General features: G+C 34.9%; 12 protein-coding genes. 2 read left to right on the forward strand and 10 right to left on the reverse strand.

The window, feature by feature from the left end; genetic code table 11:
• Nucleotides 1-127 precede the first annotated feature (127 nt).
• Together NYQ10_RS17660 and NYQ10_RS17665 are read left to right on the forward strand one after the other, a co-directional pair.
• Nucleotides 128-1186 carry a sensor histidine kinase gene (locus NYQ10_RS17660; RefSeq protein WP_289877544.1) on the forward strand — a complete coding sequence of 353 codons (1059 nt, stop codon included), beginning with the start codon at nt 128-130 and terminating at the stop codon, nt 1184-1186.
• A gap of 71 nt (nt 1187-1257) precedes the next feature.
• Nucleotides 1258-1971, forward strand: coding sequence for a LytR/AlgR family response regulator transcription factor (locus NYQ10_RS17665; RefSeq protein ID WP_144219592.1), 714 nt, complete (start codon nt 1258-1260; stop codon nt 1969-1971).
• 271 nt (nt 1972-2242) lie between these two features.
• On the opposite strand, the gene nagB is transcribed toward NYQ10_RS17665, so the two are convergent.
• From nagB to NYQ10_RS17715, 10 genes are all read right to left on the reverse strand, one after another.
• Entirely contained in the window at nt 2243-4156 is a 1914-nt protein-coding gene (nagB, locus tag NYQ10_RS17670; RefSeq protein ID WP_289877545.1) for a glucosamine-6-phosphate deaminase, read from the reverse strand.
• A 305-nt stretch (nt 4157-4461) separates the two neighbouring features.
• On the reverse strand, nt 4462-6555 hold the full coding sequence (locus NYQ10_RS17675) for an alpha-L-fucosidase (protein WP_289877546.1): 2094 nt from the start codon (nt 6553-6555) through the stop codon (nt 4462-4464).
• A 138-nt stretch (nt 6556-6693) separates the two neighbouring features.
• Entirely contained in the window at nt 6694-7341 is a 648-nt protein-coding gene (locus NYQ10_RS17680) for a Pr6Pr family membrane protein (RefSeq protein WP_289877547.1), read from the reverse strand.
• Between the two features lie 47 nt (nt 7342-7388).
• The gene (locus NYQ10_RS17685) at nt 7389-7946 is read right to left on the reverse strand and encodes a YdeI/OmpD-associated family protein (protein ID WP_289877548.1); all 558 of its coding nucleotides are present in this window, start codon (nt 7944-7946) and stop codon (nt 7389-7391) included.
• Between the two features lie 116 nt (nt 7947-8062).
• Nucleotides 8063-9334, reverse strand: coding sequence for a bile acid:sodium symporter family protein (locus NYQ10_RS17690; protein ID WP_289877549.1), 1272 nt, complete (start codon nt 9332-9334; stop codon nt 8063-8065).
• Between the two features lie 142 nt (nt 9335-9476).
• Nucleotides 9477-10139, reverse strand: a complete 663-nt coding sequence (locus tag NYQ10_RS17695) for an aspartate/glutamate racemase family protein (RefSeq protein WP_289877550.1) — start codon at nt 10137-10139, stop codon at nt 9477-9479.
• Nucleotides 10136-11515 carry a four-carbon acid sugar kinase family protein gene (locus NYQ10_RS17700; protein WP_289877551.1) on the reverse strand — a complete coding sequence of 460 codons (1380 nt, stop codon included), beginning with the start codon at nt 11513-11515 and terminating at the stop codon, nt 10136-10138. Before NYQ10_RS17700 ends, NYQ10_RS17695 begins: the two co-directional genes overlap by 4 nt.
• A complete protein-coding gene (locus NYQ10_RS17705; RefSeq protein WP_289877552.1) occupies nt 11515-12756 on the reverse strand; it encodes a ribulose-bisphosphate carboxylase large subunit family protein in 1242 nt (413 codons plus the stop codon). Before NYQ10_RS17705 ends, NYQ10_RS17700 begins: the two co-directional genes overlap by 1 nt.
• 243 nt (nt 12757-12999) lie before the next feature.
• On the reverse strand, nt 13000-15411 hold the full coding sequence (locus NYQ10_RS17710; protein WP_289877553.1) for a sugar-binding domain-containing protein: 2412 nt from the start codon (nt 15409-15411) through the stop codon (nt 13000-13002).
• Between the two features lie 257 nt (nt 15412-15668).
• On the reverse strand, nt 15669-19190 hold the full coding sequence (locus tag NYQ10_RS17715; RefSeq protein ID WP_289877554.1) for a malectin domain-containing carbohydrate-binding protein: 3522 nt from the start codon (nt 19188-19190) through the stop codon (nt 15669-15671).
• Nucleotides 19191-19522: the final 332 nt, after the last annotated feature.

Genomic DNA, 19522 nt, shown 5'->3' on the forward strand with positions numbered 1-19522 from the left:
AAAACAATATTAATTTAACTTTAAATTTAGATAAATTCAACTTTTACCAAAATAATTTTAGACGGACGACATTTAAACGGCTCTAAACATCAAAAAATACTAACAAACGACATTCTAAATTATCCATATGATTTTTAATTCAAGCAAGCTTTATAGGTTACCAATTCGCTATCATGTTTACTTCTGGCTGACGTATTTTGTATTCAATACATTCCGCTGGGGAAGTTATTTTAACGATTATGTTTACTCTTTAAAAACAACTTTGCTCGGTTTCCCAATTCACATGGCTTTATGTTATCTTAATATTTTGGTATTGATGCCGCATTTGGTTTATCGCAAAAAATACTTCCTATATATTATAAGTGTACTTTCTGCCATTTTTGTCATGGTCGTCATAAAATTCAATTTGACTTATTTGCTGATTACGCACAATGTCTGGCCAGAAGGTCCGCAAACTATTAATACGCTTACGCTAAATTATACAATTGATATGATGATGGGCGAATTATATGTTATGACTTTTGTTACGGCTATTAAAATTACCCTAGATTTATTGCAAGAACAAAAACGTGTAACCGACTTAGAAAAATCGCAATTGGAAACTGAATTATTGTTTTTAAAATCTCAGATTTCACCGCACTTTTTCTTTAACACCTTAAATAATATTTATTCGCTTTCTGTAGAGAAATCAAATAAAACGCCAAAAATAGTTTTAAAGCTTTCCGAATTAATGCGTTATATGCTTTATGAAACAAAAGAAAAGAAACAGTCTCTGGAAAATGAAATTCTTTGCATTCAGAATTATCTTGATTTGGAAAGAATTAGAAACGGAGAACGCTTAGAAGTCAATATGTATATTTCTGGAGATATTCATGATAAAGAAATTTCCCCCGTTCTACTTCTGACTTTCGTCGAAAATGCCTTTAAACATGGAGTAAACAAAAACACAGGAAATGTTGTTATTGATATTAATTTCAAAGTAAAAGGAGATTATCTCTATTTTATTATTTCAAACCCAATGCCTGAAATTACCGTACATAAAGATAATTTTAACAAGTCAAGTGGTATAGGTATTGAAAACGTGAAAAAAAGACTTGAATTAGGATATAATAAAAGTGACTATAAGCTTTCATTTAAAAATAAAAAGAATATTTTTGTCGTTAAACTAGTTATAAAAGTCACATAGCCCACACTTTTAGAAGTTTAGAAAACTATACCTACAAAAAACCACATATAGGCCTAAATAATATTTTGCAAATGAAAATAAAGTGTTTAATTATCGATGATGAGCCATTGGCAATAAACGTTATTAAGAATTATATTGAACAAATTGAAGATTTAGAATTAATAAACACCTTCAGTAATTCTATTGAAGGATTAAATTTTTTAAAGAACAATACTATTGATGTAATTTTTCTAGACATAAACATGCCAGTTTTAGACGGTATAAATTTTATTAAAAGTTTAGAAAATCCGCCTTTACTTATTATTACCAGCGCTTACGATCAATTTGCAATTGAAACGTACGAACTTGACGTGCTAGATTATCTGGTAAAACCAATCGAGTTTCCGAGATTAATGAAAGCCGTTAATAAAATAAACAAACGTCTTAACAATACGAGTAAACTTCCGCAGGAAAATAGCAAAGAAAATCCTTTTATCTTCGTAAAAATCGACAAGAAAAAAATGAAGAAGATTTTCTTGAACGAAATTTTAGTAATAGAAAGTTTAAAAGATTACCTAAAAATCAGCACAACTTCAGGAAAATTTATCATTCACAGCACTTTATCAGATTTTACAAGTTTACTGCCTGAAAGAGATTTCATCAGAATTCACAGATCATATACAATTGCAATTGATAAAATTGATGCAGTTGAAGGAAACAGCATTGAAATTGAAGGACTTAGATATGTTATCGGAAGATCTTATATCGACGAAGTAAAACAGAAAATCTTGAATTCTTCTATTTAGATTATTAAAATTTAAACGCAAAGGCGCAAAGAATTACGCAAAGTTCGCAAAGTTTATTTACAAAGCTTTGCGAACTTTTTTTGCTCAATCTTTAAATATAAAGAATAAAAAACCTTTGCGAACTTTGCGTAATTCTTTGCGCCTTTGCGGTTAAAAAAATACTAGAAAACAAAAAAGCAGTCTCTCCAGACTGCTTTTTTTCTCAATTATAGGTAACTAACCAAAATAAACCATGAAAAATAGTTTATTATCTTCATTGCTGGAAAAACACCTAGAAATGATAACGTTTAAACGCCTCAATAGCCGAATAATCTGCTAATCCTAAGCTGTGGTATTTTTCTGCAGTCAATCTATTTCTGTCTTCAACTCGCACCCAAAACTCCCTGCTATCATCACCTTGAAACATTACGCCGTCTTTTTGAGACTGGTGATAAAAAATAGCATGTCGCTTCTTTAAAACTTGGTCAGGACTCATTGGTACTGCCATGTCAATTTGGTACGATTCCCATTCATGCCAAGCGCCTCTGTAAAGCCAAACCCAGCAATCATTCATAAAACTTACGTTCTTTAGCCTTTTTAAAGCTTCAAACAAACTATCCAAACACACTTTATGAGTTCCGTGTGGATCTGCTAAATCTCCAGCGGCATAAATTTGATGCGGTTTTATTCTTTCAATAATGTCACACATAATGTCGACATCTGCATCCGAAAGATTATTCTTTTTAACTGTTCCTGTTTCGTAAAACGGAAGATCTAAAAAGTTTACATTAGCATCTGGCAAACCAATATAACGCGTAGCTCCAAAAGATTCGCTTCTTCTAATTAATCCTTTTAATTTTCTAACTTCTGGCGAATCGATTTCGTTTCCAGTTCTGTTTTTAAGGAAATCAATAATTTCCTGAGAAACTTTAGAATCTGGATTCACGGCTTTTGAAATTTCTGCAAACTTCAACGCTTCTTCATTTGAAACGGCAATATTCCCAGAAGTCTGATATGCTACATGAACATCATGTCCCTGCTCTACCAAACGGTCAAAAGTTCCTCCCATCGAAATCACATCATCATCTGGATGCGGACTGAAAATAATGATTCTTTTCTTTTCCGGCGTGGAACGCTCCGGTCTATAAGTATCATCTGCATTGGGTTTTCCGCCCGGCCATCCCGTGATGGTTTGCTGCATTTTATTAAACATTTTAATGTTCAAATCGTATGCAGTTCCTTCCTCCGTCAAAAGACTCGACATTCCGTGGTCGTTATAATCTTTATCCGTCAGTTTTAGGAAAGGTTTCTTCGTTAACTCACTTAACCAAGCCACCGCTTTTAATTTTAGTTCGTCTGTCCAAACACAAGACTTTACCAGCCAAGGCGTTTTTACACGCGTTAATTCAGACGAAGCTTCTGTATCTAGAACAAATGTTGTGTTGTGATGCTCTTGTAAATACGTTGCTGGCACTTGCGAAGAAACCTCGCCCTCGATTGTCTTTTTTATAATTCCTGCTTTACTGATTCCCCAACCTAGTAAAACAATTCTTTTTGCATTCCTAACGGTTCCAATTCCCATTGTAATGGCTTTTCTCGGAACATTGTCAATTCCTAAAAAAGAAGAAGCCGCGTCAATTCTCGTAACGTGATCCAGAGTTATACTTCTAGTTCCTGAGTTTACGTGCGAACCTGGCTCATTAAACCCGATATGCCCAGTTCTTCCGATTCCTAAAAGCTGAAAATCTAATCCTCCGTAAGAGATGATTTTCATCTCATAATCAATACAATATTGCTGTAATTCCTCTGCACTTACTTGTCCGTCTGGAATATTTATATTTTCTGGATGAATGTTTACATGATGAAATAAATGCTCATGCATAAAATGATAATAACTCTGAATATCATTTTTATCCATCGGATAATATTCATCTAAATTGAAAGTAACTACGTTTGCAAAACTTAGCCCTTCCTCTTTATGCATTCTCACCAATTCTTCGTAAACTTTAATTGGCGAAGAACCTGTTGCCAAACCTAAAACACAAGGTTCGTTTAGTTCATTTTTTCTCTGAATTAAATTGGCAATTTCGCGAGCAACTAAGACAGAAGCTTCTTGCGAAGATTCGAAAATAACATTATGAATTTTCTCGTAACGAGTTTCTTCAAATTTACCAGCTTCTCTAAAACCTATATCTTCTTTAATCATTTGCCGCTTGCCATTTAATTAGTAAGATAAAAGTAGAATTAAATTACTCTTTCCTATTAAAATTTCGACTAATAACGATTGCGCTTCGGCAGAAAGCAAAATAAAGCAGTCCCAAAAAAAGCAACTTCTTTTTTTAAAGCTTCGGAGAAGCTCAATATTTATAGCAAAAAGAATAAAGATTTACAGCATAAAGCTCCGGAGGAACGACATATTATTGAGATTGTAAAAAAATATGTCGTTCCTCCGGAGCTTTTTTTGTCTTATTGCAATTCTATAAATATTTCACCCCGCTGGGGTTTACGTATTTACTCCACAACTCCAATTTCAGCAATAGAAACAGTTTGACTATTTCCTACTGCTCCTGTAGCTACAAATCTTAAAAATCTTGCTTTTACCACAGTAAAACTCTTAATTTGTTCAATTGGATTGTGTTTGATATTTGAGAATTCTCCTTCCGATCGCTTCGTCCAAGTTATATTATCTTCGCTCGTATAAAACTCATAATTTGAAATCAAACTCAAATTGCTTCCAACTTGCTGTGGCGTATAGGTAAAACCTTTTATTGTGCTCAATTCTCCCATATCAATAATTATGGTTTGAGGCAATTTATTTTCATTGTTCCCGAATCCACAAGCGGTATTAGCATCGCCATCAATAATTTTCTCAACCGATTTATCATCTCCGCTAGAAATAGAAATTACTCTCCATTTTTCTTTAGAAACACCATATTTTGCAGTTTTCACGGCGCTGTTGATTTTCTCTTTCGTATTTCTAGAAATGGCTTGAATTGTAACTGCTTTATTATAAGTAAAAGGAGCTTTATATAAAATACTTTTTTCCGAAGGTTTTTTTCCGTCAAGCGAATAATAAACGGCATTTCCATCTTCCGATTTAATCGTAACCAAACCATTTTTATCACGAAGAATTTGAGGCTCTTTAACGAAAGTTGGTGCATTAAACGCTTCAATTGTACTGATTACAAATCCAGCTTTTGCATCTAAAATATTGATTCTAATTGCCGAAGCGATAACACGATCTAAACGCAGAATTCTTTTGTAACCAATTGTAGTTTCATTGGCAATTGTTTTCCATTGTCCGTTTACATTTGCTTCAACAGAAAATGATTTCACACGTTGACCAAGTTTAATATATTCTTGAAGTAAAAGTCTATTAATTGCCGTTGGTTTTTTAAACGTAAATTCTATTGAAGCTTGTTTTACTTTATCATCTGTTGCCCAATAAGTATTTTTATTTCCGTCAATAACATTCTGAGGTTCGAAATTAGAATCGTTTCCACGAATGTTCGAAGCTTGGACTTTCGTTTCTGCTAATAATTCTTTCTTGAAATCGGCTTTAATTGTCGCAACTAATTCTTTCAATCTTGCTTCATCATTTTCGTGAACTAAACCTCGTTTATCAACTGGAAGATTTAATAACAAAGTCGCATTTCGTCCGATCGATTCATAATAAATATCGACCATTTCGTCAAGCGAACGCACTTTATCGTCTTCCACCGAATGATAAAACCATCCTGGTCTTATCGAAACGTCGGCTTCTCCTGGAACCCATTTTTCTCCGTCTTCATGTCCAGACATAAATTCGCTATAATGCACTTTTCCAGCCAACTCATCTTTCTGGCGAAGCAACGACCAATTTGTTTTTCCTGCACGTCCTTCTTCATTACCAATCCATCTTGCTTCAGACGGACCAACTCCCCAAACCAAAGTTTTTGGTGCGATGTCGTAAATTAATTTATAGGTTTCATCCCAATTATAATACGTAAGCGAATTGATTTTTCTGGTTTCGTTTGCACCGCCATAATAGCCGTCTCCGCCGTTTGCTCCGTCAAACCACATTTCGAAAACATCGCCGTAATTCGTCAATAATTCTTTTAACTGATTCCTGAAATACGTAACATATTCAGGTTTTCCATATTGCGGATGATTTCTATCCCAAGGCGAAAGGTATAATCCTAATTTTAAATCGTACTCTTTGCAGGCAGCAGCCAATTCTTTTACCAAATCACCTTTACCATTTTCCCAAGGCGAATTCTTTACAGAACGTTCAGTATACGCTGATGGCCAAAGACAAAAACCATCGTGATGTTTAGCAACCAGAATAATTCCTTTCATTCCAGCCTCTTTCACCACGCGCGCCCATTGGCGAACATCTAATTGCGACGGATTAAAAAGTTCTGGCGATTCGTCTCCAAAACCCCATTCTTTATTGGTAAATGTATTTAGTGAAAAATGCACAAAAGCATAGAATTCCATTTCCTGCCAATCGATTTGTTTTTGCGTCGGAACTGGTCCAAAAGGTTTTGGAGCATTGGCAAATTCTTGTGCCGAACTGCTAAAAATTACACCAAAAAGACATAAAGAAAGGTAAATGTTTTTCATTGCTGATCTGCTTTAAAATAGTCTATAAAACATAAATGTACTATAAATTGAATTTGCTTGTATAGAATTTCGACCAACAACAAATCTTAAAGTGTTTTTGGCAGAAAGTACATTTTACTAAAAATTGATTTTTATGAATTAAGTAAAACTTTTAGTCTTTAATCTTAAAACAGAAATCAAAATAATAGATAAAACCACAAAAGCAATTAAGATAAATATACCATTTACAATTGCAGTTTTGAAACCCAATTTAGTTGCATCAATAAAAGGATACGGATAAAAACTTGTGAGAATTCCGTGAAACAAAGTGTAAATGATGTAAATGATTGGATAAATCAACCAAAAAGAAATAACTTTAAAAGATATCTTTTGCGGACTTACAAAAAACAGCCAATAAAAGAAAAATAATACTGGAACTACGGTGTGAAAAATTTCACTGACAATACGGTGATGTCCCTTTAAATCAACAATTTGACGAAGAAGCAGATTAAAAACAATTCCAACAATCAAGATATAAACCGTAATTGCAGTAATTGTAGTGCATTTTCTAAAAAAAGTATTCATTGCACATTTTCCGCCAAATAACAGCATGGCAGTACAAATGAAAACTATAGTATTTGTGGTAATAGTAAAAAAACTAAAAAAACGAACTGCGGCACTGAAAAAAGTAAATTCAGAACCTTTTAGCAATAAATAAAACTGTACTGGCAAAGCGTATAATTCTAAAGAAAAAATAATACCCAGCAAAATTTCCCCCTTTATTTTTGTGGTATTTTGTATTTCCATATAGCACTATAAATCAATACACTAAAATAATAAATTTTATATAATCTTTACAATACCCTTTTTTGTTTTTCGCTTTCCACAATTGTCTTTTCTAATCTTGATAATTGAGTCTTTTCTTGCTTGGCACTCATAATCCAATGAATCATTACTTTTTTGTATGAAGGTGCTTGTTTCTCGAAAAAATCCCAAGCAGTTTTATTGCTTTTAAACTGTTTTTCATAAACTTCCAAAAGCGGAACAGGCTCTTTTTCGTGAGAATATATTTTGGATTTATTTTCGGTTCTAAGACTAAAAGCTTTCAAACCAGCTTCTTTCATAAGTCCAGCTTTAGTTAAATCTTCCATTTTTTGAATATTGATAGCACTCCAAATACTGGAAGTTTTTCTAGGCGTAAAACGAATGGTATAACTATCCTTATCGATAGATTTTCGAACACCATCTATCCAACCAAAACAAAGCGCTTGATCTACAGATTCTGGCCAAGTTATAGAAGGTTTTCCGCTTGTAACTTTATAAAAACCAACTAAAAGTTCTTTCTCGCTTTGATGATTTTTCTCAAGCCATTTTCTAAATTCTGATTGGTTTGCGAAGAAAGTTGGTGTCATTTTTCTACTTATTTTTATAATGAAAATTATTAACGTAATTCAATATGGCTCTAAATTACAAACTTCCGTTTAAATTGCTCTAAACGGAAGTTTTACTTTTATAAAATAATAAGAAATCAAGAAATAACTTCTTCCTCATCTCCTTTCTTTCGCCAATAATTAGCCAATAAAGAACCCGAAACATTCATCCACGGACTAAATACAGCCGAAGCTAAACCTAAAGTTGCCAGTTTTCCCATTGAACCTGCCAATCCAGAAGCCATGCCACCATTTTGAAGACCTACTTCGAAAGCGATAGTTTGACTGCTCTTTTTGTCCAGACCGCTGAGCCTGCTGAGCCAATAACCAAAAAAATAACCCGCTCCGTTGTGCAAAACTGAAGCTAAGAAAAGTAAAAAACCAATCTGAATTAAATTATCCCTTCCCGCTGCTGTGGTTACCAATGTAAAATAAATGATTCCGAACATAGAGAAATAAGGCATAATCACATCTATTTTTGGATATACTTTATACAATAAATGATACATTGTTCCAACGATAAAAGCGCCACAAGTGAAATTGATTATTTCTAAAATATGCGAAGCCGTACTATCTTCAGCAACTGCAAACGAATTTCCGAAGAATAGGACAATCGCCAGCCAAACAGCTGACAGGAAAGTCAGAATATAAATTCTCTTTTTTGCCAGATTCCCATAGTTTTTTAATATATCGTGAATCATTGCAGCTGCCAAAGGCACAAGGACAATTTTAATAATTTCCATCATCATATTGAAGAAATGCACTTCGACCATAGTACCTGCAAATATTTTCATCAAAAACGGAGTCATTATTGGCGCAGCCAAAGTAGACATTGCCGTTACAGTTACTGACAAAACCAAATTTCCTTTGGCTATATATGTCATCACATTCGAAGCCAATCCGCTGCTGCAAGAACCAATCAAGATAATTCCCGCTGCGATTTCAGGTTCAAAAACAAACGTTTTGGCAATCAGAAAACCCATAATCGGCATAATAGTAAAATGTCCCAACAAACCAATCAGAACACCTTTTCCTGATTTTCGAATACCCGTAAAATCTTCAATGCTCATCTGCGTTCCCATTCCGAACATTACCATTTGAATGATAATTAGAATAAGCCATTTATTACGCATATCGAAACTGCCTACGTGCAGAAAAAAATCAGGATACAGCAATCCTGCACAAACTGCAGTGATGATCCAAAACGTGTATTGATAACCGCTTAATACTTTCAGATGTCCTGCTCCAATGGCAATACTAGAAAAACCAAACAGTAACCCTAACTTCCATATTATCTCTATTTGCTGTAACCAGCCCAAAGCAGCTGCAATAAAAAATATTGGGATAGCCCAAAGAAAATATTTACGCATACAAATAATTATTAAAACATGTTATTATTCATTTCTTCCAAACCATATAAGGCATATAAGATTCAGATAAGTTTTCTTTTTGCATAATGCTTAAATGACCTTATATGCCTTATATGGTAAAAAATTAATCTGTTTATTGTTTTTAGAAATAAAGCTCTGCTAGTTTTTTCATTGCAATAGTTGGACTTGCCAAAATAGGCACTAGTTTTTCTTCGGCACTTAAGCCATCGACAACACGTGCCATTGAAGCCTGTGCCAAAACAATTACATCTACTTCTTTCATTAATTCTTTTAGCGCTTTAGCAACCATTTCATCATGTTTAGCAGAATCTCCGCTCATTAAAGCTTCAAAAGCACCTTCACATAATTTCGAAGTAATAGTTGCATTTTTACCTGCCAATTCTGCTCTTCTTCTAACCAAATCACTGGTTGGTTCCAAAGTCGTTGGCAAAGTAGCAATTACACCAATTTTGCTGCTAATCTGCACTGCTTCATCCGCCATTGCCTGATCTACACGAATCACTGGAACTGTTGCCAATGTCGCAGCCGTTTCGATCGCCACACCAATAGACGAACAGGTTACCAAAATCACATCCGCACCTGCAGTTTCGGCAGCCTGAACATGGCTTACGACTCTTGCAGCAGTATTTGGCATTAATTTTCCTTTTTTGATTACGTCTTTTATCAAGCTGTCATCCACTATATTGAATGTTTCAATTCCCTGTAAAAACTCATTGCTTAATTGCTGAAACAACGGAACCAATGTTGCCGATGTGTGTACAAAACCTAACACTTTTGCGCTCATAATTTTTCTCCTTTTAATACTTTTATAAAATAATCGGCGGTGCCCACTTGTCCGCCTTTAAAATTCATTTCTATTCCATTTACCCATTCATTGTCTGAAACTGCCATGCAAAGCGGAGCTCCAGGAGCGATTGGCGCAATCATTTCCAGTGCCAGAATATCCAATTCCGAAGCAGCATAACTCGAAGTATCGCCACCTGCAAAAAGAATTCTTTTTATTTTGACCGCTTTTAATACTTCTTTTGTTATTTGTCCCAAAACGCTTCCGTAAACTGAACTGCATTGTTTCTGAATTTCATTTGCTGAAAAGCCTTTTGATTTAAAAAACAATTCGGTTTCTGCAATACGCTGATCGTTTGAACCCTTGCTAGTATGTAAAATGGTACTTTTACCCTGATTGAAATTGTCGACAATTTGAGCAACTGTATTCTTTATAATTTCAGCCTGATTTTCAATAGCAACGGCTTTGCTTTCTAATGCGATTTCCAAAAATCCATTTTGCAAAGCATTTTCAATTTGACCTGATGTTACTGGAGAACAGCTTCCTGATAAAACAAGTATGGGAGAAATTTCTCCTGCTGATTCAAATGTTTTTTGATTTCCTATAACTTTTTTGTCTTTCCAATCTAATCCCAAAGCCATTTCGATTCCGGATGAACCCACAGAAAATAATGTTTTTTTGGCCGCTAATTCATTAAAAACATTTCCAATCGTTTTGAGATGTTCCAAATTGAATCCGTCGAAAAACAGGATTTCCGATTTGTTATTAGCTACTTCTTCCAGAACTTTTTCAGAACCCTTTTCAATTGTGGTTAAATTGACAAGATTGATGGATTTCTCGGTTTGTTTTGCCAAATGAATCGTCAAATCCCCTTCCAAAGCAGGTGTTACAGGATGTTTGCTCATAGACGGATGACGGTCGATACGGTAAATTTCTCCGTTTCCGATAGTTCCCATTCGGGCAAAGAGATTTCCAAATACACAAAATCTTCCCAAATGTGGTGCTGACGGCGAAACCAAAACTGTTTTCTGATTGAAAACCTCGCTTCCAATTTCAATTGCTTTTCCAATGTTACCAACGTGTGGTGCCGAATCGAAAGTAGAACAGACTTTATAATGAAAATGTGCAGGTTCAAAACTTTTCAGGTTTTCGAAAGCAGGAAAAAGTTCTTCTTCCATTTCTGAAGGCGACATTGATCGACTTTTTCCAGCTAGACCAATTGCTTGAATTTTTGGAAAACGATCTAAGTCCTTTTGAGTTGGTTTTCTAAGAAAGAGAATGGTTTTAACTCCAGCCAATGTCAGAAATTCAAGGGCATCCGTAGAACCCGTAAAATCATCCCCATAATAAGCCAATAGCAATTTATTGTTTTTCATTACTTAGAAAATTTCTTTACTGATGCGGCAAATTCAGGATACTTCAAAGCAGTTTCTTCCACAGACAAACCTTCAACGGCTCCCGTCCAAGCTTGCTGTAATGCGTTTACTCCAGCTTTTGGTCCCATAGGATGTGCTAAAATACCGCCACCTGCCATATACAACAAATCGGTAGTTTGGGTTCTTCTGTAAGTTTCTACCGCTTGTCCTCCCCATTGTCCCGAAGAGACAACAGGCAAGATTTCGTATCCGCCTAAAAACGGTTTCAAACAAGATTTTATGGACGTCACTACTGAATCATCCGATTCCCAAAATTTATTCTGAATTCCGTTAACGTGCAGTTGGTCGACTCCCGCCAGACGCTGAATTTTTTGATAAGCAGGAAACTCAATTCCCAACAGAGGATGACGGTTCAGCATTCCCCAGCCGTTTCTGTGACCGTGAATAACGAGTTCACCCTGATCACATATTTTCTTCGTTCCCGAAAGCCCGACACTGTTGATGCTAATCATTGCGCAGCTACCTTCTTCCTTTTTAATCAAATCGTATTTTCGTTGCATCTCGTCAATTTCATCACTTATATTGAAAGCATACATTACTTTTTTACCCGTTTTTTGTTCGTTGTCACGGATGACTTTCATTATTGCTTTTACCCTTTCGTCAAAAGGCGAATTAGCAGCAGATCCCATCAATTCATCGTCTTTAATAAAATCGATTCCGGCATCAATTAATGATTTTACCAAAGTTGCGGTTTCCTCCACGCTCATTCCTATGCTGGGTTTTATAATAGTTCCAATCATTGGTCGGTCGGTTACGCCACAAGATAATTTAGAGCCTTTGATTCCGAATTTAGGTCCTTTGAAATGATTTTGAAAAGATTCCGGCACTTCAAAATCCATTAGTTTCAAACCAGTAAATTGCGTGATTTCATATAGATTTCCTTGTAAAGTGCTGATTAAAACTGGCAGATTATAACCAAAATTTTCTATCGACCAGCTTACTTTTACTCTTGCTTTCTGATATTTTTTTCCAGGAATACTGCCGCCCGGAATGGATGGTTCATCTGATAAATCCAATAACTGAATATCTTCTACCCTTGCTGCAAAACGCTTTTTCAATTCCTCGGTTTCACCCGGAACTGACACAAAGGTTCCAGAAGATTGCTCTCCTGCCAAAACCGCCGAAGCCTGCTCTACATCATAAGGGGTCTCAATAAGATATTCTGCAAAAACTCTTTCCATCTAATATATTTTTTTTTTAAGAAATTCTAAATAAACGAATTTATAGGAAGTAAGTGTCCTGTGGTGTGAGGGTTACGAAAGAAATCTTAAAATAGTTAGTTTTCTTTTCCTTCTTTTAGATTTTATCAAAAGAAAAAGATATAATGGACAGCCAACCTTTCTGTCAAGACTCCCATAATAAATGTGGTTATCAACAAAAAAACTCCATTATTTCTAATGGAGTTTTTTAAGCTTTCTATTTTTTTAATTCACTTTAATATTAATTGACGAAATTGGAATTCCATTTCCGGTACTTGCTTTCAACTGAACATTGTCTCTTTTCCCATTCGATTGAATAATCACAACACATTTTCCATTAAACAATTTACAAGAATTGGCTTTAAAAGAATCCAAATTGGCTTGATAACCATTATCAACTCCAACTAATTTTCCTCCGCCAGAAACTTCAAAATTGATTAAATCCATCGCATTTGGCAATAAGTTTCCATCTTTATCTAACATAGAAACTGTTACATAAACCAAATCGTAAGTATCATTTTTGATTGAAGTTTTTTCTGCTTTTAAATCAATTTTAGAAGCTTCTCCAGCTGTGTGAATTTCTTTTTCTAAAACTACTTTTCCGTTCTTTCTAGAAATTGCTTTTAATGTTCCAGGTTCGAACTTTACACGCCATGAAATATGCAAATCATCATTTTGTTTTGATTTTTTACCAAGCGATTTTCCGTTTAAGAATAATTCCACTTCATCTGCATTGTTGTAATATGCCCAAACTTCTACTTCTTGATCTTTAGTCCAGTTCCAATGCGGTAAAATATGTAAAACCGTTTTATTCGACCATTCGCTTTGATACATATAATATACATCTTTTGGAAGTCCGGCTAAATCAACAATTCCGAAATACGAGCTTCTTGCAGGGAACGGATAGGGATCAGGTTCTCCGATATAATCAAAACCTGTCCAGATAAAAGTTCCCGCCATGAAATCCTGACTTTTAATCGTTTTCCAGTTTTCTTCATGCGTTGCGCCCCAATACGATTTTACCTGATCATAAGCCGAAACTGTCCAATCTGCATTTCCGTCAAACGGCGCACCATATTTTGTTGGCCACGCTTTAATTCCATCAGGAAAATCATAATGCCCACGAGTTTCCAAAGCCGAAACACTTTCTGAAGCTAATATTTTCTGTCCTTTAAATTTAGTTGGAAAATCTTTATAATCTTCATGTTTATAATTGAATCCCAAAAGATCTAAAGCTCCAGATTGGTAAATAAAATTCTTTTCAATTACATTCTCTGTCAAAGCAGAAGTTACGGGACGAGTTACATCTAAAGATTTTACGATTTTAGCTAATTCTCTAGTAATTGCAATTCCAGTTGAATCAAATTGTTCTCTAATTTCGTTACCAATACTCCACATCATAACTGATGGATGATTACGATCTCTTTTGATAAAATCCTCTAAATCTTGTTTGTGCCAAGCATCCCAATCTTTATGATAATCGTTGGTTACTTTTTTCTTTTTCCAAACGTCAAAAGCTTCGTCCTGAACAATGAATCCCATTTCGTCGCACAATTGCATCATTTCCAACGAATGTGGATTATGAGACATTCTGATAGCGTTTACTCCCATTTCTTTCATTAAAGTCAGTTTTCTTCTAACCGCATGAATGTTTTCTACCGCTCCCAAAGCTCCATTATCGTGATGCAGACAAACCCCGTATATTTTGGTTGGAACACCATTTAATGAAAATCCTTTTTCTGAATCAAAATTAAAAAATCTAAATCCGAGCGGAGTTTCATAATTGTCAACTAGCACAGATTTCTCGTAGATTTTTGTAACAACTTTATACAAATACGGGGTTTCAGTATTCCATAATTGCGTCTTTAAAACATCTAGATTATGCACTATAGTTTCAAAAGTTTTAGCTCCAATTTTCTCTACAGAAGTCTTATTCGCCACTTCTTTATTCTTAGCATCTAAAATAGAAGTGACCAAGGTAAATTCTCTGGCGGTATCATTATCATTATCAATTGTAACTTCTAAATGCACTTTTGATTTTTTTGTCGAAATCTCAGGCGTAGTTACAAAAGTTCCCCATTTTCCAACGTGCAATTTTTCGCTTGTCACCAATCTCACATTTCTGTAGATTCCAGAACCTGTATACCATCTTGAGTTTGGCTGAGCATCATTATCAACTTTAACGGCAATAATATTGGCTTGTCCATAATTTAAGTACGGAGACAAATCATAACCAAAAGAAATATAGCCATTTGGACGAACTCCTAATGATTTTCCATTAATAAAAACTTCGCTATTCTTAAAAACGCCATCGAATTCAATTGAAATTGTTTTGCTTTTCCAACTCGCTGGAACAGTAAATACTTTACGATACCAGCCTTTTCCTGCTGGTAAAAATCCTTGTGCTTGTTTTGTTTTAGCATCTTTATCAAAAGCGCCTTCGATACTCCAATCGTGCGGTAATTGAAGCGTTCTCCAATCTGAAGTATTGAAATTTGCATTTATTGCTTCTGGATAATCTCCTAATTTGAAGTTCCAGTTTTTATTGAAGTCTTCTACAATTCTGACTTGTTTTTGTGCAAAAATGGATACCGAAAACAGTATTATTAATGCAATTATTATTCTTTTTAAAATCATAATATTTAAATAATCATTTTTCTAATTCCTAATTTCTACAATCTTGTCATTTCGACGAAGGAGAAATCTTCGCGAGTAACTCCGCAACGTAATTCGCCAATCTTTGTCGAGCTTCTTGTGGAGATTTCTCCTTCGTCGAAATGACAAACTGGATGGATAATTGGAGCGTAGACGCACTGCGGTGCGTCTCTACAATATAATCCTAATTAAATCTTTGTCACTTTGAACCTCTGTGGCTTTGCATCCCCCAAAAAAACCTATTGAAATTCAAAATTATCCAACATCAATCCCTTCAAATCATCACCTTCTAGCGTTATTTTATATGTTCCTGCATTAATATAACCGCCGGATGTTGTATTTAAAATCTTCCATTTTTCAGGCGAAGGGAAAAATTCGATTGTATCATTTCGCATTAAAATTCCGTAAGCATCTTCCATTTTAAATTTGACTTTTAATGGCGTTTCATTTCGATTCATAAATTTAAAACGCATTAAATAGATCCCTGCAACTCCAGGTTTTACTTCAAACTCGATGCTGTTATTTGTCTTTTTTGTAAACTCAATGTAATCGGCTTTTTTGAAATTTCCTTTTTCAATTCCGATTCCAGTTGTTTTTGTCTTTTCTGCTTCAATAATTACGACTGGTCTTGAATCGTCTTTTTCGCCCATATCATAAGTTGGAACGACTGCAATTGTAGAAATTGTTTCTGAATTATCAAAAAGAACTTTCTCCCCTTTCTTTACTTTTTTAGTGAAAACATCAAAAGAAATTCCGTTGCTGTTTTTCGCTTTTTCTTCTATTTTTTTATAATCAGAAAGCCCGTTTAATGTTTTGATTTTAGTGTCAACTAAAACATAAACAGTCGATTCTTCTTTTACTGTAAATGATCCTGAAACTTTTGAATTCGAAGAAAACTGTAAATAATCTGCTCCAAAAACTTCTGATGGCAATTCAGTAAAAACAACTTCCGAGTTTATATTTTGTTTCGAATTAATATCTAACCAAGAAGCAATTTTAAAATCTTTAAAATCTAAACTTACATTTTGAATGTTTTTTGGAGATTCTTCTGCTGGTCTTGCATGAATATCTTTTGTCGCAATCGCAATGGCAGAAATAATTGCCTGTGAAGCTTTTACATTCGGGAACGAAATCACAATTTTTCCGTTTGTGCTTTTTACTTTGAATGTTTTCTTTAAAGCATTATCATGTCCAGCTTCTGCCCAAATATCAAAATCTTTTAAAACTACATTATTATTTATGGCAACATCAAACAAACGCCAGCCTTTGCAATCCATTCCGCCTCCAGTTCCGTACCAAGGTTCTGTGAAATAGAGTTCTATTAAATATTCTCCGTCTGGAGCAGGAAATTCATAACGCAGTTTATCAACTCCGTATCTAAAACTTTGAAATAATTCTGAATCTTTTGTACCGTTTATCGGGTCGAAAGTTTTTCTTTGACTGGCAAAAAAGTCTGGCAGTTTTTCAAAATTATCGGTCCATGATAACGAACCCCAAGTATTTTGTCCGTTTTTATGTGTATCCGTAAACCAAGTATTTCCGGCAGAATCAGTCAATTCAGAACCTCCGCAATTGACTCTGTAAATATAATTGTAACCGCTTTTTGCTTTTGTAATATCTGTTTTATTAGTTGTTAAAACATCTAAATTTGGAGCTTTAGGAAGATTATTCAAAATAATATAATCTTTAGCAACCGCTTTTCCGTTTACATATCCAACTGCATACAAAACATTGTACTGAATATTGACATTATTGAACTGGAAATGCTGTCCGATACCTGGATTTTTTAGTTTTCCTAAAGAAGATTTATTCACATCATTAAACAATTCTACTTCATCGCAGTTTGAGTAAATATCGATTCCGCTTTTAATTCCTGGTTTTTCCCAACGGCTTGGCCAAGTATGCGAAACGATATAAACCATCGGATTGGTTTTGTTCGAAACATAATTGGCGCGATACATATAAAACGCATCTAAAGGCTCGCCCCAAATGGTAAAAAGTCCTTTGTAATTTACTGGGCCAACTTTATCAATATCTCTAAAGCCTTCTCCGTTTTGCACACGTCCCGGATTTTCATGCGAAGCAAAAAGCCAGTTGAATTGTCCCGCAATTTTATCTTTTACCGATTCGGCTTCTCTAACTTTAATTTCCATTAATTGAGAAAAACGGTTTTCACTTAAAGTTCCCTTTTGGTCAAACTCACCTTCAGTATGTAAATCGGCTGAACGCCAAGCGCCGTATTCTCCGTTTAATAACTGAGTGGTCATTTCTAAATGGTATTTTAACGGATCTCCGCCATACGTTCCCGACCAGTTTTGAACGACATTCCAATCTGTTCCTTCTCCTCCGTTACAAGTTGTTACGATTCTTTGTGATTCTGATAAAGGATCCATTTCACGAATAATCTGCATACATTCTTCAGCAAATTCCTTTGGAATCGTGCTTTCATTCTGCAATCCCCACATTACAACAGATGGACTGTTTCTTCGTTCTTTGATCCATTCTCGTAAAAGTATTTTAAAGTTTTCTTTAAACTCAGGCGTATCGTACCAAATATGTGCTGAAAACTGACTCCAAAACAGAATTCCGTTTTCGTCTAGTTCTTTTTGATATAATAAATTATGAGGCTGATGTGCTTCTCTAAAAGCATTAAATCCGCCAGCTTTAATTTGTTCGATTCTGGAATGAATCATTTCATCTGAAAACGAATGGCTTTTTCCAATCAAATGTTCGTATTCGCAAACTCCATTTATAAAAACAGGTTCGTCATTGATGAAAAAACGATTGTCTTTTCCGTCACGGCTAACTGGCCAGCTCACCCAACTGATTCCGTAAGGCGTTGTTAATTGATCGATTACTTTTCCGTTTTCATAAATTGAAGTCACCAATTTATACAAATATGGATTGGATGGCGACCATAATTTCGGATTCTGAATCTCAGGAAATGTTTGTGCTATTTCTTTTGTTTCTCCCGAATTGATTTTATTATCGCTTTTTATAATCACAACTTTTTTTCCTGAAGCATCAAGAAGTATATTTTCGATAGTTAAGTTTCGTGCAGATGTGCCGTAATTCTTAATCTCGGTTGTAGTATGAAGAATCGCTTTTTGTTTAGAAACCGATTTGTCATTCCAGATATGAACACCAAACGGCTGAACTCTCACATTATTTGTAATTACTAAAGAGACTGGCCTGAAAATTCCCATTGGCTGAGAACCTTCTGAAAATCCCCATTCTCCAGAACAACCACCGCAAACCCAAGGAAGATCTGCAATAAATGATGGATGCGAAGCTTTTAATAAAATGATATTTGCTGCATCGAAAGAAACAGCTTTTGTAATATCAAGTGTAAAAGTGGTTCGCCCACCTTTGTGTTCGCCTACTTTTTTACCATTTACCCAAACAGTGGCGTAAGAACTAACGCCTTCGAAATAAAGAAAATGCTGTTTTGAACTGTCTTTTTTATCGAGTTTCAGCGTTTTTTTGTACCAGGCTGTACCGTGTAAATTTCCATGTTTTGTTCTTCTGAAACCATAATACTGATCCCAATTGTGAGGCACACTAACCTTCTGCCAATTGGAATCAGTTTCTGGATGGTCTACAAACCTCTCTTCCTGTGCGGGAAGATTTTCCAAGATTACGGTTTCCCAAGACGAATTCAGCGAAATTTCTTTACGAAACTTCCCTGAATCTTTGCTCTGACTCCAAACAAAGCAAAGACTTGAAAAAAAACAAAAAATAAAAAAAACTATTCTATTCATATTTTCTTATTAAACCATATAATTAATATAAGGTTATTAAAGTTTTTATTTTACTCGACTTTTTGTCATTTCGACGTAAGGAGAAATCTTCACAAGTAACTCCGTATAGAAATGTCGCCAATCTTTGTAGAGTTTCTTGCGAAGATCCCTCGTTCCTCGGGATGACAAGATTGTGTTTATATTTTCAATTAAAACTAACAGATTTTAAAAACATGTTTAGGTCTAAATTAACAACGAGTTCGCGTGAGGGATTGAGGCGGTATCCTTTTATGTAGCGGAGCGGAATAAAAGATATAGCCGAAAGCCCGACCCGGAGGGACATGCCCACACGA

The organism is Flavobacterium johnsoniae, from assembly GCF_030388325.1.
GTDB classification, from domain to species: domain Bacteria; phylum Bacteroidota; class Bacteroidia; order Flavobacteriales; family Flavobacteriaceae; genus Flavobacterium; species Flavobacterium johnsoniae_C.

Excerpts from the sequence above, each read along its gene's own strand:
- NYQ10_RS17710 (WP_289877553.1), bottom strand. The coding sequence starts at position 15,411 with ATGATTTTAAAAAGAATAATAATTGCATTAATAATACTGTTTTCGGTA.
- NYQ10_RS17690 (WP_289877549.1), bottom strand. The coding sequence starts at position 9,334 with ATGCGTAAATATTTTCTTTGGGCTATCCCAATATTTTTTATTGCAGCT.
- NYQ10_RS17700 (WP_289877551.1), bottom strand. The coding sequence starts at position 11,515 with ATGAAAAACAATAAATTGCTATTGGCTTATTATGGGGATGATTTTACG.
- NYQ10_RS17695 (WP_289877550.1), bottom strand. The coding sequence starts at position 10,139 with ATGAGCGCAAAAGTGTTAGGTTTTGTACACACATCGGCAACATTGGTT.
- nagB (WP_289877545.1), bottom strand. The coding sequence starts at position 4,156 with ATGATTAAAGAAGATATAGGTTTTAGAGAAGCTGGTAAATTTGAAGAA.
- NYQ10_RS17685 (WP_289877548.1), bottom strand. The coding sequence starts at position 7,946 with ATGACACCAACTTTCTTCGCAAACCAATCAGAATTTAGAAAATGGCTT.
- NYQ10_RS17715 (WP_289877554.1), bottom strand. The coding sequence starts at position 19,190 with ATGAATAGAATAGTTTTTTTTATTTTTTGTTTTTTTTCAAGTCTTTGC.
- NYQ10_RS17665 (WP_144219592.1), top strand. The coding sequence starts at position 1,258 with ATGAAAATAAAGTGTTTAATTATCGATGATGAGCCATTGGCAATAAAC.
- NYQ10_RS17680 (WP_289877547.1), bottom strand. The coding sequence starts at position 7,341 with ATGGAAATACAAAATACCACAAAAATAAAGGGGGAAATTTTGCTGGGT.
- NYQ10_RS17675 (WP_289877546.1), bottom strand. The coding sequence starts at position 6,555 with ATGAAAAACATTTACCTTTCTTTATGTCTTTTTGGTGTAATTTTTAGC.
- NYQ10_RS17705 (WP_289877552.1), bottom strand. The coding sequence starts at position 12,756 with ATGGAAAGAGTTTTTGCAGAATATCTTATTGAGACCCCTTATGATGTA.
- NYQ10_RS17660 (WP_289877544.1), top strand. The coding sequence starts at position 128 with ATGATTTTTAATTCAAGCAAGCTTTATAGGTTACCAATTCGCTATCAT.